This window comes from Actinoplanes campanulatus (genome assembly GCF_014647795.1).
Taxonomy (GTDB): Bacteria; Actinomycetota; Actinomycetes; order Mycobacteriales; family Micromonosporaceae; genus Actinoplanes; species Actinoplanes campanulatus.
Window position 1 is genome coordinate 1 of sequence record NZ_BMPW01000052.1, and the last position, 15,334, is coordinate 15,334.

The 15,334-nt window shown below is 70.7% G+C and carries 20 protein-coding genes and 2 riboswitches; of the genes, 10 read left to right on the forward strand and 10 right to left on the reverse strand.

Features of this window, described 5'->3' with window-relative positions:
- Nucleotides 1-283, reverse strand: a 283-nt coding sequence (locus IEZ13_RS45635; protein WP_189285795.1) for a histidine phosphatase family protein, incomplete at its 3' end; no start/stop codon positions are given.
- The gene (locus IEZ13_RS45640) at nucleotides 280-627 is read right to left on the reverse strand and encodes a DoxX family protein (protein WP_183227928.1); all 348 of its coding nucleotides are present in this window, start codon (nucleotides 625-627) and stop codon (nucleotides 280-282) included. The genes IEZ13_RS45635 and IEZ13_RS45640, both read right to left, overlap by 4 nt.
- A gap of 217 nt (nucleotides 628-844) precedes the next feature.
- Here IEZ13_RS45640 and IEZ13_RS45645 point away from each other — a divergent pair, with 217 nt between their 5' ends.
- The 3 genes from IEZ13_RS45645 to IEZ13_RS45655 all read left to right on the forward strand — a co-directional run bounded on the left by IEZ13_RS45645 (nucleotide 845) and on the right by IEZ13_RS45655 (nucleotide 2,684).
- Nucleotides 845-1,321, forward strand: a complete 477-nt coding sequence (locus IEZ13_RS45645) for a macro domain-containing protein (protein ID WP_183227929.1) — start codon at nucleotides 845-847, stop codon at nucleotides 1,319-1,321.
- 44 nt (nucleotides 1,322-1,365) lie between these two features.
- Entirely contained in the window at nucleotides 1,366-2,037 is a 672-nt protein-coding gene (locus IEZ13_RS45650) for an alpha/beta fold hydrolase (protein ID WP_183227930.1), read from the forward strand.
- A gap of 95 nt (nucleotides 2,038-2,132) precedes the next feature.
- Nucleotides 2,133-2,684, forward strand: coding sequence for a thymidine kinase (locus IEZ13_RS45655; RefSeq protein WP_183227931.1), 552 nt, complete (start codon nucleotides 2,133-2,135; stop codon nucleotides 2,682-2,684).
- Here IEZ13_RS45655 and IEZ13_RS45660 read toward each other — a convergent pair.
- Complete coding sequence (locus tag IEZ13_RS45660) at nucleotides 2,681-3,412, reverse strand: Rossmann-fold NAD(P)-binding domain-containing protein (protein WP_183227932.1); 732 nt, start codon at nucleotides 3,410-3,412, stop codon at nucleotides 2,681-2,683. The genes IEZ13_RS45655 and IEZ13_RS45660 overlap by 4 nt on opposite strands.
- Before the next feature lie 98 nt (nucleotides 3,413-3,510).
- Here IEZ13_RS45660 and IEZ13_RS45665 point away from each other — a divergent pair, with 98 nt between their 5' ends.
- Entirely contained in the window at nucleotides 3,511-3,825 is a 315-nt protein-coding gene (locus IEZ13_RS45665; RefSeq protein WP_203834210.1) for a winged helix-turn-helix transcriptional regulator, read from the forward strand.
- A 117-nt stretch (nucleotides 3,826-3,942) separates the two neighbouring features.
- On the opposite strand, the gene IEZ13_RS45670 is transcribed toward IEZ13_RS45665, so the two are convergent.
- Nucleotides 3,943-5,400, reverse strand: coding sequence for a hypothetical protein (locus IEZ13_RS45670; protein WP_183227934.1), 1,458 nt, complete (start codon nucleotides 5,398-5,400; stop codon nucleotides 3,943-3,945).
- Nucleotides 5,401-5,433: 33 nt separating this feature from the next.
- On the opposite strand from IEZ13_RS45670, the gene IEZ13_RS45675 reads away from it, so the two are divergent.
- The gene (locus IEZ13_RS45675) at nucleotides 5,434-5,826 is read left to right on the forward strand and encodes a VOC family protein (protein ID WP_183227935.1); all 393 of its coding nucleotides are present in this window, start codon (nucleotides 5,434-5,436) and stop codon (nucleotides 5,824-5,826) included.
- 281 nt (nucleotides 5,827-6,107) lie between these two features.
- Here IEZ13_RS45675 and IEZ13_RS45680 read toward each other — a convergent pair whose 3' ends face one another.
- The 3 genes from IEZ13_RS45680 to IEZ13_RS45690 all read right to left on the reverse strand — a co-directional run bounded on the left by IEZ13_RS45680 (nucleotide 6,108) and on the right by IEZ13_RS45690 (nucleotide 9,269).
- A complete protein-coding gene (locus IEZ13_RS45680; protein WP_183227936.1) occupies nucleotides 6,108-7,136 on the reverse strand; it encodes an adenosine deaminase in 1,029 nt (342 codons plus the stop codon).
- 59 nt (nucleotides 7,137-7,195) lie between these two features.
- Nucleotides 7,196-7,271, reverse strand: a riboswitch (S-adenosyl-L-homocysteine riboswitch).
- A gap of 38 nt (nucleotides 7,272-7,309) precedes the next feature.
- Nucleotides 7,310-8,659, reverse strand: a complete 1,350-nt coding sequence (locus IEZ13_RS45685) for a M20/M25/M40 family metallo-hydrolase (RefSeq protein WP_183227937.1) — start codon at nucleotides 8,657-8,659, stop codon at nucleotides 7,310-7,312.
- A gap of 103 nt (nucleotides 8,660-8,762) precedes the next feature.
- Complete coding sequence (locus tag IEZ13_RS45690; RefSeq protein ID WP_183227938.1) at nucleotides 8,763-9,269, reverse strand: DUF4240 domain-containing protein; 507 nt, start codon at nucleotides 9,267-9,269, stop codon at nucleotides 8,763-8,765.
- A 60-nt stretch (nucleotides 9,270-9,329) separates the two neighbouring features.
- Here IEZ13_RS45690 and IEZ13_RS45695 point away from each other — a divergent pair, with 60 nt between their 5' ends.
- On the forward strand, nucleotides 9,330-9,854 hold the full coding sequence (locus tag IEZ13_RS45695) for a hypothetical protein (RefSeq protein WP_229795802.1): 525 nt from the start codon (nucleotides 9,330-9,332) through the stop codon (nucleotides 9,852-9,854).
- 54 nt (nucleotides 9,855-9,908) lie between these two features.
- Here the strand turns inward: IEZ13_RS45695 and IEZ13_RS45700 are convergent, their stop codons facing one another.
- The 3 genes from IEZ13_RS45700 to IEZ13_RS45710 all read right to left on the reverse strand — a co-directional run bounded on the left by IEZ13_RS45700 (nucleotide 9,909) and on the right by IEZ13_RS45710 (nucleotide 12,105).
- Nucleotides 9,909-10,595, reverse strand: a complete 687-nt coding sequence (locus IEZ13_RS45700) for a hypothetical protein (RefSeq protein ID WP_183227939.1) — start codon at nucleotides 10,593-10,595, stop codon at nucleotides 9,909-9,911.
- A gap of 155 nt (nucleotides 10,596-10,750) precedes the next feature.
- The gene (locus tag IEZ13_RS45705) at nucleotides 10,751-11,167 is read right to left on the reverse strand and encodes an HflX-like GTP-binding protein (protein ID WP_183227940.1); all 417 of its coding nucleotides are present in this window, start codon (nucleotides 11,165-11,167) and stop codon (nucleotides 10,751-10,753) included.
- Between the two features lie 53 nt (nucleotides 11,168-11,220).
- Complete coding sequence (locus IEZ13_RS45710; protein ID WP_229795803.1) at nucleotides 11,221-12,105, reverse strand: class I SAM-dependent methyltransferase; 885 nt, start codon at nucleotides 12,103-12,105, stop codon at nucleotides 11,221-11,223.
- Nucleotides 12,106-12,168: 63 nt separating this feature from the next.
- On the opposite strand from IEZ13_RS45710, the gene IEZ13_RS45715 reads away from it, so the two are divergent.
- The 4 genes from IEZ13_RS45715 to IEZ13_RS45730 form a co-directional block, all read left to right on the forward strand.
- Nucleotides 12,169-12,561: a VOC family protein gene (locus IEZ13_RS45715; protein ID WP_183227941.1), complete on the forward strand. Its 393-nt coding sequence runs from the start codon at nucleotides 12,169-12,171 to the stop codon at nucleotides 12,559-12,561.
- Nucleotides 12,562-12,646: 85 nt separating this feature from the next.
- Nucleotides 12,647-12,742: riboswitch (glycine riboswitch) on the forward strand.
- Nucleotides 12,743-12,868: 126 nt separating this feature from the next.
- A complete protein-coding gene (gcvT, locus tag IEZ13_RS45720) occupies nucleotides 12,869-13,918 on the forward strand; it encodes a glycine cleavage system aminomethyltransferase GcvT (RefSeq protein ID WP_229795805.1) in 1,050 nt (349 codons plus the stop codon).
- Between the two features lie 10 nt (nucleotides 13,919-13,928).
- Entirely contained in the window at nucleotides 13,929-14,291 is a 363-nt protein-coding gene (gene gcvH, locus IEZ13_RS45725) for a glycine cleavage system protein GcvH (protein ID WP_183227943.1), read from the forward strand.
- Nucleotides 14,288-15,334 (forward strand): L-serine ammonia-lyase (locus tag IEZ13_RS45730; protein WP_189285796.1); only part of this gene is annotated, 1,047 nt, incomplete at its 3' end. The genes gcvH and IEZ13_RS45730, both read left to right, overlap by 4 nt.

Genomic DNA, 15,334 nt, shown 5'->3' on the forward strand with positions numbered 1-15,334 from the left:
CGTCACGGTCATCAGTGTCTCCTTGATCAGGAGTTACACCGTTATTCGTACAGTCCCTCCGGTCCAGCATGTGGTCGCAGGCGTGCCGGGGTGCGGGAACATGCCCGGCGATGATCTGGGCGGTCGCTGCGGCCCGGGGCAGTGCGCTGTGGTGGATCGCGTCGAAGGTGACGGTGCTGAGGCGCCGTCCGGCACGGTCGGCCTGTTCGCGGCCGAGCGGGGACAGCTCGCCGTCGCCGTTGGCGAGACCGTGCCGGACCAGATAGAGGTCGGTGATCGTCATAGATGGAGCACGGTAACAACCAGGGTCGCGACGTTGGTGGCGAAGAAGACGGCCCAGCCGATCAGGTTGCGGGAGCCGACGCGGAGGTGGGCGATCAGTGCCCCGCTGAAATAGAGGACCAGGCCGACAGCCGCGAGAAGACCGATCCCCGGTACGGCGAAGCCGGTGAGAAGCCCGGCCGTTCCCGCCGCGAGCAGGGAACCCAGCACCGGTACGTACGTGCGTGGGATCCGTTTCATGTCGGCCTGTGCCTTCGGGTACTCGTGGCCGATCAGGTAGAACGTGGCGGCGCTGCCGTTGAACAGGGCGGCGACGGCGGTGAGAACGATGTAGACGGTGGACATGTCGACTGGACGAGACGGGTGGACCGTTTGTGACAGCTGACGTACGGGTCGATCGCGTTCGGGTTGCCGTGGGTGCTGTGGGGTGCCGGTGGTGGTGGCCGATCCGGCGGCGGGACTGCGGACCGACGGGTGGTCGGCGGGCTGAGCGGCCGGCAGGGATTGCTGGTCAAGGCTATTTCGATCGCGGTGCTCGCCGGCCGTACGCGAAGATCTGTTGATGTTGGAATTTCGGATCGTCAAGGGTGACGCCACCAGCCCGCAGGCGAAGGGTCCGAAGATCATCGCTCATGTGAGCAATGATCGCGGCGGGTGGGGCAAGGGGTTCGTGCCGGCGCTGTCGAAGCGGTGGCCGGAGCCGGAACGCGCGTTCCGGCGCTGGCACCGGGAGCGGGCCGGCAACGATTTCGGGCTCGGGGCGACGCAGTTGGTGCAGGTCCAGCCGGATCTGTGGGTGGCGAACATGGTCGGCCAGCACGGTCTGAAGGAGGGCAGCGGTGGGCCGCCGGTGCGCTATGAGGCGATCGGGAAGTGCCTGGAGACCGTCGCCGCGCATGCGCTGGAGTTGGGCGCGTCGGTGCATATGCCGCGGATAGGGTGCGGCCTGTCCGGTGGGAAGTGGGAACGGATCGAGCCGATGGTCGTCGCGTCGCTGTGTGAACGCGACATCCCGACGACGGTCTACGACTTCGGCTGAACATCAGGACGTTGATCGTCCGGAATCCGTCATAGGTTGAACAGGTGACAACGAATCGGATTCTTCTCCTCGGTGGATTGTGGCTGGACGCGTCGGCGTGGGACGGCGTCGTCGCGAATCTGAAGGACGCGGTGGCGGTGACGCTGCCCGGGCAGGGCGACGGGAACACGGCGGCGACGCTGGACGACCAGGTGGCGGCGGTGCTGGCGGCCGTCGACGCGGAGCCGGGGCCGGTCGTGGTGGTGGGCCACTCGGGGGCGTGCTCGCTGGCGTGGATGGCGGCCGACGCCCGGCCGGAGAAGGTGGCGAAGGTGGTGCTGATCGGCGGTTTCCCGTGGGCGGACGGTCAGCAGTACTTCCCGTTCATCCCGCCGACCGACGGTGCGGTGCGGTTCCCGGGCTGGGAGGCGTTCGAGGGGCCGGACTCGGCCGACATCGACGCGGACACGCGGGCCGCCTTCGCCGCAGCGGCGATCCCGGTGCCCGAAGGCGTGACCGGCGGGACGGTGCGGCTGCGTGACGACCGCCGGTTCGACGTCCCGATCGTGGTGGTCTGTCCCGAGTTCCCCCCGGAGCAGGCACGCGGCTGGATCGACAGCGGCGACGCGCCCGAGGTGGCCCGCGCGAAGCACGTGGAGCTGGTGGACATCGACTCGGGGCACTGGCCGATGCTGACCCGCCCGGCCGAGCTGGCCCGGATCCTGGCCCAGGCCTGACGGCGCCAGTCCGGGGCCGGTACCAGGGCCTGTCCGGTGGATCACCAGACAGGCCCTAGTCCTTCGACGGCGAGGATCATGGGACGGTCTAGAGCATGGACCTGACCGTGATCCTCGGCCCGATGAAGGGCGGCAAGTCGCTGGAGATGATCAGCCTGCTGTCCCCGTTGCAGTACGCCGGCATCCCGCACCGCGTCTACCAGTCCGTTCGCCATGGCCGGGACACGACGGTGACGTCACGTTCCGGTGGCAGCCTGCAGACGGTCAAGGTGCACACGTTGGCCGGTGCCGCTGACGGTGGTGTTGAGGTGATCGGTGTTGACGAGATCCACATGTTCACTGTTGACGACATCAATGTGTTGGGGGCCGCTGTCCGCAACGGGATCAAGGTGGTCGTGGCCGGGATCGACCTGGATCACCGCGGTCAACTGTTCGCACCGGTGCGGGCGCTGTTCGAGCTGGCGCCGGCCGAGGTGATCTACCGGCGGGCGGTGTGTGACGTGTGCCGGTCGCTGGACGCCACGCACACGCAGGTGCTGGAGCACGGCAAGCCGATGATCCGCGAGCTGGCCCCGTCGACGGCGCTGCCGGACGACGGCACCTACACCTACGAGGCGCGCTGCCGCCGCTGCGTCGTCCTCCCCTAGATCATTTTCGCGAGCAGGGCGTAGAGGCGGGCCGCGCCGGCGGCTCCCGGCAGCGGGATCGGGACGTTCTTGCGCAACGCGGTCAGGGTCGCCGTGGGTGGGTGGTTCAGGATCTCTTCCAGGGGTACGGCGGCCGCCGTCGCCTTCTGCGCGAACAGTGCCGCCGTCACCCCGAGCAGGGCGCGCGCCGGCTGGTTCAGGTGCCGGTGCATGCCGCTGTCGACGAACAGCGGGTTGTAGAGGACGTACCGGATCGGGGTGTCCGGGTAGTGGTCGGCGAAGCCGGCGCCGAGCAGGTCGTTGGCCCGTGCGCCCTGGCGGATCGCCCGGAACATCCGGTAGCCGCCGGTGAGGTGCGGGTCGTCCCAGTGGATATGGCCGCCGGGGATGCCGCCGACGCCGCACAGGTTGAGGATCACCGGTTGCCCCGCCCGTTCCAGGGCCGGCCGGAGCCCGTCGGCGAGCAGGTAGCGGGCCAGCACGTTTATCGCGAACGACTGCTCGAAGCCGTCGGCGGTGACGATCCGGCGCGGGGAGAACCGTCCGGCCGACAGCACCAGGGCGTCGATCCTCTCCGGTAGGCGGGCGATCAGCGCCCGGGTCTCCTTCACCGAGGTGAGGTCGGCGTCGGCGCTACCGATACTGATCACGTTCCAGCCGGTGGCGAGCCGGTCGGCGAGAGCCTTTCCGATGCCGCGGGTCCCGCCCGCGATGACCGCTGTGCGCATACTGGCATCGTCGGCGGCCCCGACTCCGCCGGAAAGAGGGCACATTCATGTCACCGGTCCTGCCTCTGCCCGTGACCTCGGCCGATCGAGAACTCTGTGTGGCGACCGACATCCTGCGGCGGGTCGGTGAGAAGTGGAGTGTGCTGCTGCTGGCGGTGCTCCAGCACGGGCCGCGCAGTTTCAACCAGCTCGATCGTACGGTCGAGGGGCTGAGCAGGCGCATCCTCACCCGTACGCTGCGGGCTCTGGAGGGTGACGGGCTGATCAGCCGGCGGCCGGCCGGTGACCGGATGGAATATGCCCTGACCGATCTCGGTCGTTCGCTGCTGCCGCTGATCGTGGCGATCGGCGAGTGGGCGTTCGAGCACGCCCCGCAGATCGAGGCGGCCCGACAGCGCGGCGGCGTGCGGTAGCGGCAGGCCCGGGCCGTGACCCGGAAGCCGAGCCGTTCGTAGAGGGTGCGTGCACCGGCCGGGTCGTGGTCCTCGGTCCACCGGAGATCTCTTCAGGGACGTGGACGGGCCAGGCGACTACGACCTCAGCGCCAACTGGGTCAGAACGCTTTCGATGTCGATCGCGGGGTTGGCGGCGGCGTGCCGGGCCAGCGCCGGGTGGCCGAGCAGTGCGATGATCCGGTCGGCGGGCAGGTGTGGGCAGCGGGCCATCGCCTCGCGCACCCCGCTGTCCGGGTCCTCGGTCAGGGCGATCAGGACCGCGGGGTCGGCTTGCGGATCCAGGGCGACGAGCCGCCGGATCCTAGGATCGGCGTGGCCGGCGAACCGGGCCAGCCCGGCGGCCGGGAAACCGGGCCGGGACGGCAGGACGCTCTGGCCGGGATCCTCCAGATAGCTGCGCAGCAGCAGCTCGGCCGGGGCTTGCGGGTGGTGCAGCGCCAGCTCCAGACGTACCCCCGAGTCTGGGTCATGGGCGAGAGCGGCGACCAGATCGAGTGACAGATCGTGGTGTTGCGCCGCCCGGCGGCGCAGCCTCGGGTGGGCCGATCGCGCGGCCAGGGCGACATCGGTGATCGGCCCGTCGAGCATGGCGCGTTCGGCGGGGTTCAGGTTGGCGTGCGCGGCGACGGCCTCGCGAACGCGGTCGTCGGGGTCGTCCAGCAGCCGCACGACATGGTCGGCGGGCAGGTCGGCCCGGCCTCCGGCCGCCGCCCGGACCGAGGCGTCCGGGTCCGCGGCCAACTGCGCGAACTGCTCGGCGGTCAACTCTTCCCTGCACGCGGCAGCGGCCCGGATCTCAGCGTCCGGATACCGCAGGAGAACGTCCACGAGGTCGGCCGGGACACTCAGGTTCCTGGCTGTCATGCCGATCGCGGCGTGGTCGCCGGAGGCGAGCACCTGCTCGGCCAACTGCCGGGACAGCGGCCGTTGCAGGGTGTACCAGAACGCGTGACAGTGCTGTTCGGGCAGGTCCGCGGGCAGCATGATCCGCTCATGCTCGGCGAGGGATGCGGCCGCCTCGGCCGCGACCTCCGGATCCGGGTCGCTCAGCAGGAACCGCATGTCGTCACGCCACCAGGTGCCCCGGGCGGAGAGGCGGCGCACCCGCGGATCGGGGTGCCGGGCGGCGAGAAGGCCGATCTTCCGGTCCCAGAAGGTGAGTTCCTCGAACAGTTCCCCCGGCGAGGCGCGCATGCCCGGCGCACGATCATGGAGTTCGCCCATCAGCCGGGTCAGAACGTCGTCCGGGAACGGCCGCTGCCCCCGACGCCCGAACGCCGACCAGCGGACCCGCCAGTCCTCGTCGTCGAGCAGCCGCGCCCGGATGGACGGGTCCACCGCCGGATGCACGCCGAGCATCGATCGAATCGATCTCAGTGGATGCCCGGCCATCGCTTCCTGCACCGGCAGCGTCGCCCGCCGCTGGAGACCGTCGGCCGCCGCCTCCGGCCACTCCCGCAGCAACCGCAGGAGAACCTCCTCGGTCGCCGCCGGATTCTCGGCCAGTCCCGCTACCACGGCATCCACGATCACGCAGCCGATCCTAGGATCTGCGAAGATCCAGTGATGACCGCCTTCATCTCGCACACCACGGTGGACTCTCTCGACGCGTACGCGCAGTCCCGTTGGTGGCAGAACGTTCTCGACTACGTCGAGGACCCCGAGGACCCGAACCTGCCCGGCCACGAGGAGTGCATGATCTTCTCCCGGGACGGCCGGCACAGGCTGCTGTTCATCGAGGTCCCCGACGCCAAGCAGATCAAGAACCGGATCCACTTCGACCTGCGCCCCACCGAGGACAACCGCGAGACCGAACTGGCCCGCCTCCTCGAACTCGGCGCCACCCAGGTCGCCGACCGGCGCAAACCCGACGGCGGCGGCTGGGTGGTCCTGGCCGATCCGGAGGGCAACGAGTTCTGCATCCTGCGCAGCGAGGCCGAACTCCGCGCCGCGCAATGACAGCGAGCCCGCCCCGGCCTGTGCCGCGCCCGCCGGGCGCGGATCGCTGGCCGGGGCGGGCCCGGCCAGCCGCCACCGCCCCGGCCGGTCACGGCCCCGCTTTCGGTCACCCCCGGCGGGTGGTCACGGCTCCGCGCGGGTCGGTCAGCGCACGCGGTCACGGTGTCGTGGCCGCCCACCCGGCCTGTTGGCGCGGTGGCCGCGCACGTGGCGTCCTCCGTGTGCGGCCACCACGGCGCAGAGCCAGGTCCTTGACCGCCGGTTCTGGAGACCTGTCGCCGTTACGGTTGCCGGTGGGTGGCGTAGGTGTCGATCTCGGCCAGGAGGGCGGCCTTGCCGGGGGCGTCGAGGAAGGAGTGGCGCACCGCCTGCCGGGACAGTTCGGCGACGCCGTGTTCGTCGAGGCCGAGCAGGTCGGCGGCCACCTGGTACTCGCGGTCGAGGGTGGTGGAGAACATCGGCGGGTCGTCGGAGTTGATGGTGACCGGCACGCCGGCGGCCACCAGTGCGGGCAGCGGATGCTCGGCGAGCGACGGCACCGACCGGGTGCACACGTTGGAGGTCGGGCACACCTCCAGCGCGATGTCGTGTTCGGCCAGGTAGGCCATCAGCTCCGGGTCCTGGGCGGCGGCGATGCCGTGGCCGATGCGTTCGGCGCCGAGGTCCCGGACCGCCTCCCAGATGCTCTGCGGGCCGGTCGATTCGCCGGCGTGCGGCACGCTGTGCAGCCCGGCCGCCCGGGCGGCGGCGAAGTGCCCGGCGAACCGGGCGCGTGACACCCCGGCCTCCGGGCCGCCCAGCCCGAAGCTGATCAGGCCCTCCGGGCGGTGTTTGAGCGCGATCTCGAGTGTCGTGTCGGCGGCCCGTTCCCAGGGCGGCCCGGGGATGTCGAAGCACCAGCGCAGCTCGATGCCGTGGTCGCGGGCGGCCCGGCGGCGGGCGTCCTCCACCGCTTCGCAGTACGCCTCGGCCGGGATGCCGCGTTCGATGGACGAGTAGGGACTGAGGGTGACCTCGGCGTACCGGACCGCCTGGGCGGCGAGGCCGGCGCCGATGTCGTAGGTGAGCGTCGCGACGTCCTCGGCGTCGCGGATCAGGTCCACCACCGACAGGTACACCTCGATGAAGTGCGGGAAGTCGGTGAACGTGAAGTACTCGGCGAGCAGTGCCGGGTCGGCCGGCACCGATGTCTTGCCGGCGTGCCGTTCGGCCAGGCGGGCCACGGTCTGCGGCGATGCGGAGCCGACGTGGTGGACGTGCAGTTCCACCTTGGGCAGGTCGGCGATGAAGTCGGTCAGGTCCAGTGCCATGACGTCCGTCCCTCACGGTGCGTGTCGTCCACCGGGGACCCGTGGCGCGGGCGACCTCCCGGTGGGAGGCGCCCTTACGACCAGGCGCGAGCCGAGCGTGGCGGATGTCCATCCGTCGCAGCGCCTCTCGGCCCGCACCGGGGACGGTATCAAGGAAACGCCCGCGACGGGGGTCAGGACGACGGTTTCGGGGCGGCGACCGGGCTGCGGTGGCCGGTCGTGTCGACCGCTCGTACGCCGAAGAAGACGTTGTCCTTGGAGAGGTCGACGGTGACCGTGTCGACCTTGCCGACCGGGAGGGTGTGCTGCCAGTCGGGGGCGGTCGTCTCGCGCCACACCAGTTCGTAGCCGGCCAGGTCCGGTTCGGTGCCGAGCTGCCAGCGCAGGGTGGTGTCGTTGGTGAGCCGGGTGGTGTCGATGACGACGCCCTTCGGGGTGCCGGGCGCCTGGGCGAGCGACCAGAGGGCGGCGGCGTTGACCCGGGTCACGCGGGCGATGTAGGCGAAATCGCAGAACTCGGGCAGGTCGCCGTACTGGATGCCGTTCTCCACCCGTACATCCTGGTGTTCGTGGTTGAAGTTTTCTCGTGGCTCGGTGAAGCGGGCGGCGGGATAGCCGCGCAGCAGGAACGAGATGTGGTCGCTGCCGCGCAGGTAGCGGTCGCGGCGCCAGATGACGCGGACGTTCGTGCCGTCGGGTTCGACGTCCTTGACGAAGCGGCCGAGCTGGCGGGACGGACCGTCGTTCTCGCCGCCGACGCTGCGGCGGACGTTGGCCTCGGCGGCGGTCTCCGCGGTGGGTACGCCTTCGACGAAGAGCCGGACGGTACGCGGGTCGTTGCGGGTGCCGTCGTGGGCGTCACCGGTGCCGACGATGTCGTTGCTGAACATGCCCTGGATGTCGGCGCCGGCGTCTTTGAACTGCTGGGCCATGTGGTCGGAGCCGTAGAGTCCCTGTTCCTCGCCGGCGACCGCCGCGAAGACGAGAGTCGCCTCCGGTTGCCGGGTGGCCAGCACCCGGGCCAGTTCCATGATCACCGCCACGCCGGAGGCGTCGTCGTCGGCGCCCGGGGCGTCCTTGACCGCGTCCATGACGTCGGTGACCCGCGAGTCGTAGTGGCCGGTGACGACGTAGACGCGTTCCGGGGTGACGCTGCCGCGCAGGGTGGCGATGACGTTGGTGATCCGGGTCGGCGCCGGGACCCGGGGTGAGACCGGCTGGATGAACGACTGCTGCTCGACGGTCATCCGCCCGCCGCTGACGGCGGCATACCCCTGCAACTCGGCGAAGATCCAGTCGCGGGCCGCGCCGATGCCGCGGTTCGGGTCGTCCTGCACGGAAAGGGTGTGCCGGGTGCCGAAGGAGACCAGTTTGCGGACGATCGCCTCGATCCGCCGGTGGTCGATCTCGCGGAGGATCCGTTGCAGCTCGCGGTCGGGGGCGGCCGCTGCGGCCGTGCCAGGGACGGCGACGCCGGCGGCTGTCGCCGCGCCCGCCACCAGGATCGTGCGTCTCGTGGACATGCGCCCCACTCTTCCCCGCCGGCCCTCGCATGTCCACGTTTATCGATGGCTCGCGACGGCCGGCGGCGTGGTCACCGACGGCTTCCGGCCATCCGTGAGGCGATCAGCCCAGGATGACGTTCAGGCGTGGGAAACGGCGGCGCACCTCGTCATCATCGTCGAAATCCCAGAAGTCACCCAGCTGGGGATAACCCACCGTGTCCGGCGGAGCCTCCCCGGCACGCTCCCAGTAGACGCTGGTGGCGACGCCGAACATCTCCTCCGATTCGAGATCCTGAGCCGTCCGGACAGCCGGTACGCCGGCGAGAGTGTCCGGATCGGCGACGGCCCGCTCGAAGACCTCCCGCCCCTGCGCGATCAGCCAGCCGCGGAAGTACTCGAAGCCGTCGTCCGAGCATCCGCCGTTGATCAGGTAGGCGGCGCCCCACAGGTCCACCCGGTAGGAGCGCGCCCGCAGCTCCCACTCGGCCCGTGCCAGCCCGGCCACCTCGTCCAGCGGCAGCTCGTCGAGCAGCTGCCGCGCCCGCTCACCCACCTGATCCGCGTCCGACGGGTCCTGCGCCGAGGCCCGGGCCGCGTCCACCAGCTCCCAGAATCTGTCCACACTCACCCCGGGATGATCTCAAATAACCCATGGCGGTACGGGGGTGACGGCTGCCAGGGTGGGCGGATGGTGACCGTTCAGCGGGTACGGGTGCGCTGGGGCCCCGCGTCCCGTGGCGCGGCACAGGCGAACGCCCGCCGCGGCCTGGACCGTCCGGTGCTTCTGCCCGATCCGCTGCCGCCCGGCGAGGTGGTCGCCCACGAGGTGCTGTTCGACGAGGCGACCGGCTACCGCCCGCGCGACGAGGTGCTGGCTGACAGCGAACGGGACCCGGGGGTGCGGCTGCGCCGCCAGGACGGGCGGCTGATCGTCTCGCGGTCGGCCGGCGGCTGGGTCGCCTACCCACACCGGATGCCGACGTCGCGCCTGTTCACGCTGGCGCCGGGCGAGGTCGGCCGGTACCGGGCCAACTTCCGTCTCCTGGTCACCACCTGCGCCTGCAATCCGAGCTGGTACTACGAGAGCTGGACCGTCCACGTCAGCAACGGCCGCCCGGTGGACCCCACCCGCTTCCGGGACGGCCCGGTCGATCACGAGGCCGACCATCGCGTCAGCCTGTACGGCGCCGCGCGCTCGCCTCAGCGCCGGTGAGCTCATCGGTCGCCGTCCTGTGCGGGATCGTGGGCTGGTCCGCACCCGGCTCGGTCAGGCGTCCGGTTTCACGCTGAGCAGTCCGTCCGGCGTGTCGTAGAACAGGTAGTCCCGCAGGTCCGTGACCCGGTTGAACTCGGCCGGGTCACCAGCGGTCACTGCCAGGAACGGTTGGCCCGCGATCCGGTCACGTAGTCCGGAGAACAGCCAGTCGGCACCGAACAGCCGCCGCAGCCGGGCCATCGTCGCGACGTCCCCGGCCGGGACCCCGTCGACCCAGATGTCGGCGAACCGGGGCAGATTCCACGCCCGCCGGACGGGGCTGCGCCAGCAGCCCGGCAGATGCGTTGCGACGTCCCGGGCCTGGGACCGCCACCACGTTTGGTCGACCGTCACCTCGCCGGTGTTCATCAGCGCGTCCTCGAACCAGCTGACATCGACCGGTCCCGCTGTGCCTTCCCAGCGCACCGGAAGGTGGACACCATGCGCCTCGACGTAGTGGGCGAGCCCCTCCAGCCAGACGTACTGGCGGCCGTCGGTCAGCACCGCCTGCCCGTTCGGCAGCCCGCACAGTGTGCACCGGTAGGGCGTCTGCCGCCAGGCGAAAGCTGTCCCGGAACGCAGGTAGGCCGCCGCCTCCCAGTCGGGTTCGCCGTCGGTCACGAAGGCGCACACATCCGGCCAATCCTCCAGCGGGCCCAGCTCGGACCAGTCCGCGATACCCCGCAACGTCCGTGTCACGGTGGCCAATCTACGAGTGGGCGATCGGCCACGAAAGGTACTGGTTCTCTTTTATCAAGCTGCTCACTGGCATCGCCGTTGCAGGGCGGCGAAAGCTGATTGCGGAACCGACCTCAGCAACCGGCGCCGACAGCGATCGGGGTGGAGAGGAAGGGTCAGAGCAAAAGGTCAGGCGATGTGTCTCGAAGGTCGTCGGCGGTGAGGACGGGGCAGCCGAGGATGCGGGTCAGGACGGTTCGCTGGGTGGGTGTCAACGGGTTCACGAAGATCGCGGCGGCCACGTCGGCCGTCCGGCAAGCCTCGGCGATCTCACGGACCTTGCCGTGGGTCATCAGGGTGCGGTGGGAGAAGGGTTCGGACATGCGGGCCGCGCCGCCGGGGCGTTCGTTCCAGCGGTCGGAGGCGCCGCGCCGCTGCACGAACCGGGCCACCACGCGGCTGCCGCGGGACTCGGCCAGGGTGGCGAGTTCATCGAGTCGTTCCTGGTAGCGCTTGTCCCTGGCCGAGAACAGACCGGCGACCACGACGGCGGCACCGTCGAGCGGGTCGTCGAGGCTGCGGTACTGCTTCACGCCGACATGGTGGCCGCCGCCGTGAAACGGGGCCAGCGATTTCCGGTCCCGTTTCAGCGCTGGAGGTGCGCCCGGGTGCAGCGGGTCACGTACGGCATGGTGATCTCGTCACGGCCGCGGGTGCTCGGATGGGTGTCGAGGAGATCCGCCACGCCGGTCAGCAGGTCGCGGCGCTCCGGCTCGGACAGGACGATCACGTAGCTGCGGGAGGCGACCATGTCCAGCAGCGCCTGCCGGCTCAGGGTGTGCCGCCAGCGGATCTCGGTGCGTTCGAGGCCGGCGAACGGCGTACCGATGACGGGGTTGGTGTCGATCTCCTGGCGGGTGTGCTGGTGGAGGATGTTGTCGAGGAGGGCGACCCACTCCTCGGTGTGGTCGCGGATGTTCCAGAGGAGGCTGAGCGTGCCGCCGGGGCGCAGCACGCGGGCCACCTCGGGGATCGCGCGGGCCGGGTCGACCCAGTGCCAGGCCTGGGCGGCGACGACGGCGTCCACGTCGGCGTCGGGAAGCGGGATCCGTTCGGCGGTGCCGTCGAAGATCGCGGCCTTGGGGGCGACGGCGGCGAGCTGGTCGCGCATCTCGGCGGACGGTTCGACGGCGACCACGTCGAGACCGGTTTCGATCAGCAGCTGGGTGAGCTTTCCGGTGCCCGCGCCCAGGTCGAGGACGCGGCGGGCCGCGCGGGGGACGGACCATTCGACGGCGGAGCGCGGGTAGGGCGGGCGGCCGCGATGGTAGGCGTCGGCGGCGCTGCCGAAGGAGCCGGCGTGCAGGGTCCTGGACCAGCGGCGGGTGGCGCCCTGCCGGGTCATTCCGCAGGCTTTGCCGATCTCGTCCCAGCTGGCGGCGTGTTCACGCCGCAGCCGGTTGATGATCTGGGTGCGGCGTGCCTCCGCCTCGGCGATCGTGTCGGTGAGGCGCCTCAGTTCGTCCAGCATGCACGCAACATACGTTGCCCATGTCAAAGAAAGCAACCATCGTTGCCTTCTAGGATCGGGTGCATGGCAGTCATCGCGCAGATCTCCCTGGGGGTCGAGGATTGTGACCGGGCCGGTGCATTCTGGATGCGGGCTCTCGGGTACGTGCGCCGCCCGCCCCGCTGGGAGGGTGACGACTGGATCGTGATCGAGCCGCCGCCGGGCGTGGTGGGCGCGCCGATCGCGATGGATCTCAGCGAGACGCCGGTTCAGGAGCAGCCGCGGATCCACTTCGACCTCCAGGCCGACGGTGACCTGGAAGCCGAGGTGGAGCGTCTTCTCGCGCTCGGCGCGAAACGGATCTACTGGCCCCACTATCCGGAGCCGGATGAGCGGGAGCCTCCGTTCGTGGTGCTGGCCGACACCGAGGGCAACCGGTTCTGCGTCAGTAGCGCGCCCAGACGTGACGCCGTTTGAGTCCCATCACCGATCTCTGACCCCGGGTTGACCGTCCCGTCGGGGGCCGGATAGGTTCGCGAACACAATCGAAAACTTCGCCGCTGTAACCGTCGCGGGAGAGTCCCCACCCTGGTGGCGGGGCGCCGAAGGAGCAACTTCTCCCTCAGAATCTCTCAGGCTCAGGTACCGCGACCGGTCAGGCGACTCTGGAAAGTCGGTCCGCCGCCAGCGGTCCGCGCCCACGGTGCAAACCGCCTCGGCGGTGAACCTCTCAGGCCCCATGACAGAGCGAGGGAGGCCCACCCGCTATCGAGGAGCCTCCTTCGTGAGACGCACCGCGCTGTTCGACACCCATTCCCGCCTGGGCGCGGCCTTCACCGATTTCGCCGGCTGGTCGATGCCGCTGCGCTACGGCAGTGATCTGGCCGAGCATCACACCGTCAGGGACGGCGCGGGCCTGTTCGATCTGAGCCACATGGGCCGGATCCGGGTGTCCGGCGATCCCGCCTTCCTCGACTGGGCGCTGGTCGGCCGGATGTCGGCGGTGAAGGTGGGCCGCGCCAAGTACACGATGCTGTGCCACACCAACGGCGGGGTTCTCGACGACCTGGTGGTCTACCGGCTGGCCGAGCGGGAGTTCATGGTGGTGGCGAACGCGGCCAACGCCGCGGTGGTGCGGGCCATGCTGGGTGAGCATTCCAACGGGTACGACGTACGCGTCGACGAGCAGCCCGGCGTCCTGATCGCGGTGCAGGGCCCGATGTCGCTGGACGTGCTCGGCACCGGCGCCGACCTGCCCTATTACGGCATCCGCCCGGACCGGCTGGACGGCCGGGAGGTGCTGCTGGCCCGTACCGGCTACACGGGCGAGGACGGTTTCGAGATCTACTGCTCGGCCGGGGACGCTCCGGCGATCTGGGAGTGGGCGGCCGCGCGTGGGGCCCGGCCGTGCGGGCTGGCCTGCCGGGACACGTTGCGTCTGGAGGCCGGAATGCCCCTGTACGGTCACGAGCTGTCGGTGCGCTCGACCCCGTTCCACGCCGGTCTGGGCCGGGTGGTGGCCCTGGACAAGCCGGACTTCGTGGGCGCCGCGGCGCTGCGGTCGGTGGCCGCCGCGGGTCCGGAGACGCTGCTCGCCGGGCTGGTGACCGAGGGCCGCCGGGCGCCCCGGGCCGGTTACCGGGTGCTGCACGAGGGCACGGATGTGGGTGTGGTGACCAGTGGCGCCCTCTCCCCCACGCTCGGCCATCCGGTGGCGATGGCCCAGGTGACGGCCGCTCTGGCCGAACCGGGTACGAAACTTGCCGTCGACATCCGCGGCACCCGGGTCGACGCCGAGGTCGTCGCCCTGCCCTTCTACCGCCGTGCCCGCTGAGGAGCCGACCATGATCCCCGAGAACCTGCGCTACAGCCGTGACCACGAGTGGCTGACCGAGGGGTCGCCGGCGACGGTCGGTGTGACGGCCTTCGCCGCCGACGCGCTCGGCGATGTCGTGTTCGTCGAGCTTCCGGAGCCGGGCACGCTGGTCAAGGCGGGTGACCCGTGCGGCGAGATCGAGTCGACGAAGTCGGTGAGCGAGGTCTACGCCCCCGCCGACGGTGAGATCACCGAGGTCAACGTCACCCTGAGCGACGAGCCGGGCCTGATCAACACTGATCCGTACGGCGCGGGCTGGCTGTTCAAGCTCCGCGTGACGGGCGACCCGGAGCTGTTGGACGCGGCCGGCTACACAGCGCTCGTGTCATGACGGTCTCGGTCTTCGACCTGTTCTCCGTCGGGATCGGGCCGTCCAGTTCGCACACGGTCGGCCCGATGCGGGCGGCGCGCATGTTCGCCGCCCGTCTGGCCGGTGTCGACGGGGTGACGCGGGTGCGGGCCGAGCTGTTCGGCTCGCTGGGCGCCACCGGTCACGGGCACGGCACGCCGAAGGCGGTGCTGCTGGGGCTCACCGGCGCCGATCCGGAGACGGTCGACGTGACGGCCGCCGACGAGCGGGCCGCCCGTATCCACGCCGAGGGGCGGCTGCCGCTGCCGCACGGTCCGGCGGTCGAGGTGGATCTGGTTCTGCATCGGCGGCGGACGCTGCCGGAGCATCCCAACGGGATGACCTTCGCCGCCTTCGGCGCGGACGGCACGGAGCTGCTGGCCAAGACCTATTTCTCGGTCGGCGGCGGCTTCGTGGTCCCCCAGAACCATTCCGGCGTACGGGATACGCACGCGCGTGTCCCGTACGCCTTCTCGTCGGGTGCGGAACTGTTGTCGCTGACCCGGACCACCGGTTTGTCGATCGCGCGGCTGATGCTGGCGAACGAGGCCGCCTCGCGGCCGGAGGCCGAGGTCCGCGCCGGGCTGCTGGGCATCTGGCAGGTGATGCGCGACTGTGTGGCGGCCGGCCTGGACGCCGAGGGTGTGCTGCCCGGCAGCCTGAGGGTGCGCCGCCGGGCGGCCGGGATCGCCCGGCAGCTGCGGGCGTCGGGTCCTCGTGACGAGCTGGCGATGGAGTGGCTGACCGTTTACGCGATGGCGGTGAACGAGGAGAACGCGGCCGGCGGACGGGTGGTGACCGCGCCGACGAACGGTGCGGCCGGGATCATTCCGGCGGTGCTGCACTATTCGGGCGCGCAGGGCGACGACGTGGTGCGGTTCCTGTTGACGGCGGGTGCGATCGGCCTGTTGTTCAAGGAGAACGCGTCGATCTCGGGCGCCGAGGTGGGCTGTCAGGGCGAGGTGGGATCGGCGTGCGCGATGGCGGCGGCCGGGCTGGCCGAGGTGCTCGGCGGCACCCCGGAG